This window comes from Streptomyces alkaliphilus, from assembly GCF_014141535.1.
In the GTDB taxonomy this organism is placed as follows: domain Bacteria; phylum Actinomycetota; class Actinomycetes; order Streptomycetales; family Streptomycetaceae; genus Streptomyces; species Streptomyces alkaliphilus.
Genome location: NZ_VKHT01000717.1, coordinates 1 through 2,760, shown reverse-complemented (window position 1 = coordinate 2,760; position 2,760 = coordinate 1). Strand labels below are relative to the sequence as shown.

The following is a 2,760-nucleotide window of genomic DNA, read 5'->3' as shown; positions in this document are numbered from 1 at the left end:
CACCCGCCCAGCAGGGGTCGGCGGGGTTGGCGGCGTCCGGACGGAGGCGGCGGAAGCCGCCTCCGTCCGGGTCCACCCACAGCTCGCCGGCCGCGCCGCCCCGATACCGCTTGCGGCGGGCGGGGTCGGTGAGGCTGCGGCCGATGAGTACCGCGCCCTCGGGCCCGTGGGAGAGGGTGACCGCCGGTCCGGCCTCGACCAGCCGCGGTGGGCCGCCGTCGGGGTGGACGGCGAAGACCCGTTCGCCGAAGGCGGCGGGCCGGTCGGCGGTGCCGGAGTAGAGGACCTCGCCGGTCTCCGGGTGCCAACCCACCGGGGTGCAGCGGGCTGCGGCCCGGGCGGTGAGCCGTCGGACCGGTCCGCCCTCGGCGACGGAGAAGAGACAGATTTCCGGGACGCCCTCGGGCTTGCCCGTGAAGGCGACCAGTCGGCCGTCCGGGGAGAGCCGGGGACCGGCGCAGGGGGTGGTGCCGGCGGTGAGGCGGCGCGCGGCGCCGCCCTCGGCGGGGACCGTCCACAGGTCATCCTCGCAGACGAATACCACCAGATCGCCGGCGATGGTCGGGTGGTGCAGATAGGCCCCGGTGTCCCCGCCCCTGGCGGTGTCGCCGTTCATGTCCGGCCTCCGGAACGAATGCGGGCCGCGATCTCGCGGCGCCTTCGGTCGCTCTTCTCCCGACTGCGGCGGACGTCTTCCTCACTGTCGGTCCAGTAGCAGGCGGTGCGCCACTCGCCGAGGGTGTAGGAGTCCCAGGGGCAGCGCACCGCACGACGTTCGGCGAGTTCCTCGGTCGAGACCAGCATGGTGTTGTGCTCGAGCACCTGGTTGACGACCACCCGCATGTTGAGTTCAGCGCGGATGTGGGCGTGGGCCGCGCCAACCGCGGCGGCACCGAAGGCACCCCGATAGCGGGGCAGCACTGCGAAGGAGAGCTCACAGCACTGGCTGCGCCAGTCAATCGAGGTGATCCAGGCGAAGCCGACGATGTCCCCGCCCGGTCCGCAGATGGTGAAGAGCCGCTTGATGTCGTGCTCCTCCGTGATGCTCTTCCGCTGTCGGGCGGCCAGCGCCTCGTCGGAGGTGACCACTCCCAGGTCGTTGAGGTTCGCCTGGAACCGCGTCTCGCGCAGCAGCGCGGTCCGCACCGGGATGTCCTCCTCGGTGAAGTGACGCAGGGTGACGAGTGGCATGGTCAGCCCTCCCTGTCGGTGTGGAGGACCAGCACGTCGCGGTACCGGCCGGTGTGGAAGAGGTGGCCCCGCAGTATGCCGCCGGGGATGAAGCCGCAGCCCTCCAGCGCGGTGAGCACCGGGGAGCCGTCGGGAACCTCGGCTACGAAGGAGGTGGCGCGTTGGTAGACGGCGAGGAAATCGAGCAGCGCCTCGAGCGGTGCGGGATCGGTTGAGGTGGTGGCCACCATGACCTGGCGCGGCTGGAGCGGGTTGACGGTATAGCCGAGCAGCGCCCGGTCGTACCGCGTCACCCGGATCTCCCGATCGGTGATCTGCCGGGCGAGCAGGGCGGTGTTCCGGGTGACCGGGTCGAGTCCGAGGAAGCCGCGGGTGAGTCGGACGGGGGCGTCGGTCAGGGCCCGGGCCGCCTCCCCGGGAGTGAGCAACGCGGGGGTGGGGGTCGGTGACGGGCCGCCCCCATCGGTCGGGCCGGTGTCGGCCGGAACGGCTCGGGGCGCCGGGACGGCGGTGGTCTCAGTCATCACTGCACATTCCCCAGATCTGCCGGCCGACCGGCCGACCGTCGAGCCACAGGGCGTGCGGGATCCGGGCCTCCCGGGCCAGTCCCACCGCTCGCAGCACATCCTCGGCACCGGGGCGCCCCGGTGTCACCCAGCCGTACACCCGGCGCAGGCCGAGGGTGCCGCGCGCGTGGCCCAGGGCCGCGTCGAGCAGCGCTCGCACGTGGGCGTCGGCGCCCGGGGCGAACCCGGTCTCCAGCCGGGCGCGGCGGTGGATCCAGTCCACCTCGGTGAAGCGGACGAAGGCGGTGCCGGGCAGCACGTACAGTTCGTCACCCGGCCGGTCGGACGCGGGCGGCGGCACGGTGGCGGGGTCGGCGAGAGGTGGGCGGCCGGGAACCGGCAGACCGAGCAGTTCGCCTGGCAACCAGGAACCGGTGAGCAGCGGCAGGTCGCCGGCCCGGTAGCCGCGCAATCGCGGTCCGCCGGGAGCCCCGGCCGCGGGAGTCGCGTGGGTGGTGGTCGCGGTGGTCATCGGGGCTCCCGGATCTGCGAGAAGAAGACGGTCCCGTGGCGGCCTCCGTCGCGCATCACCACGGCGGGCAGTTCGCCCTCCTCGGTGAGCCCGGCGAGGCGGGCGGCGGCGAGACCACGGGTGTCCCAGGAGCCGACCATCACGGTGAGGCGGACCAGTTCGCGTTGCCAGCACAGCGCCCGGGTGACCTCGCGGTAGGCCGTGGTCCAGGCGCTCATCGGCATGTGCGCGGTGAGCCGCAGATGGAGCTGGAGGTGGCAGGCGTGCGCCCCGGCGATATCCTCGGCCTCGAAGAGCCCGGCCGGGACGCCGTCCACGAGGAGCAGTCGGGTGTCCTCACCGAGCAGATCGAGGACCTCCCACTCGGCACGGGTGTCGGGCCAGGCGGTGCGGAAGTGGAAGTCGGGCTCGGCGAAGAAGGCCAGCACCGCCGGATGGTCGGCCGGGCGGATCGGACGGGCGGTCCAGACGGCCAGCTCGTCCGGGGTCGTCGACGGCGTGGCGGACGTGGCGGTCACCGGGTCCGGGGCC

Annotated in this window: 4 protein-coding genes and 1 pseudogene; all 5 read right to left on the bottom strand. The window is 73.4% G+C overall.

The features are described 5' to 3' along the window. A pseudogene (locus tag FNQ90_RS18885) lies at window positions 1-616 on the bottom strand (peptidase S41); the annotation flags it as partial. Beyond that, window positions 613-1,191, bottom strand: a complete 579-nt coding sequence (locus FNQ90_RS18880) for a GNAT family N-acetyltransferase (RefSeq protein ID WP_182607458.1) — start codon at window positions 1,189-1,191, stop codon at window positions 613-615. The pseudogene FNQ90_RS18885 and the gene FNQ90_RS18880, both read right to left, overlap by 4 nt. 2 nt (window positions 1,192-1,193) lie before the next feature. Continuing rightward, on the bottom strand, window positions 1,194-1,715 hold the full coding sequence (locus FNQ90_RS18875; protein WP_182607457.1) for a hypothetical protein: 522 nt from the start codon (window positions 1,713-1,715) through the stop codon (window positions 1,194-1,196). Further along, window positions 1,708-2,229 (bottom strand): GNAT family N-acetyltransferase, encoded by a 522-nt coding sequence (locus tag FNQ90_RS18870; RefSeq protein WP_182607456.1) that lies wholly within the window; start codon window positions 2,227-2,229, stop codon window positions 1,708-1,710. The genes FNQ90_RS18875 and FNQ90_RS18870 overlap by 8 nt, the downstream gene beginning before the upstream one ends. Then, window positions 2,226-2,760: GNAT family N-acetyltransferase (locus FNQ90_RS18865; protein WP_228471389.1), on the bottom strand; the 535-nt coding region annotated here is incomplete at its 5' end. The genes FNQ90_RS18865 and FNQ90_RS18870, both read right to left, overlap by 4 nt.

What these genes read in the sequence shown, in the direction of transcription:
- FNQ90_RS18875 (WP_182607457.1), bottom strand. Translation starts at nt 1,715, where the DNA reads ATGACTGAGACCACCGCCGTCCCGGCGCCCCGAGCCGTTCCGGCCGAC.
- FNQ90_RS18880 (WP_182607458.1), bottom strand. Translation starts at nt 1,191, where the DNA reads ATGCCACTCGTCACCCTGCGTCACTTCACCGAGGAGGACATCCCGGTG.
- FNQ90_RS18870 (WP_182607456.1), bottom strand. Translation starts at nt 2,229, where the DNA reads ATGACCACCGCGACCACCACCCACGCGACTCCCGCGGCCGGGGCTCCC.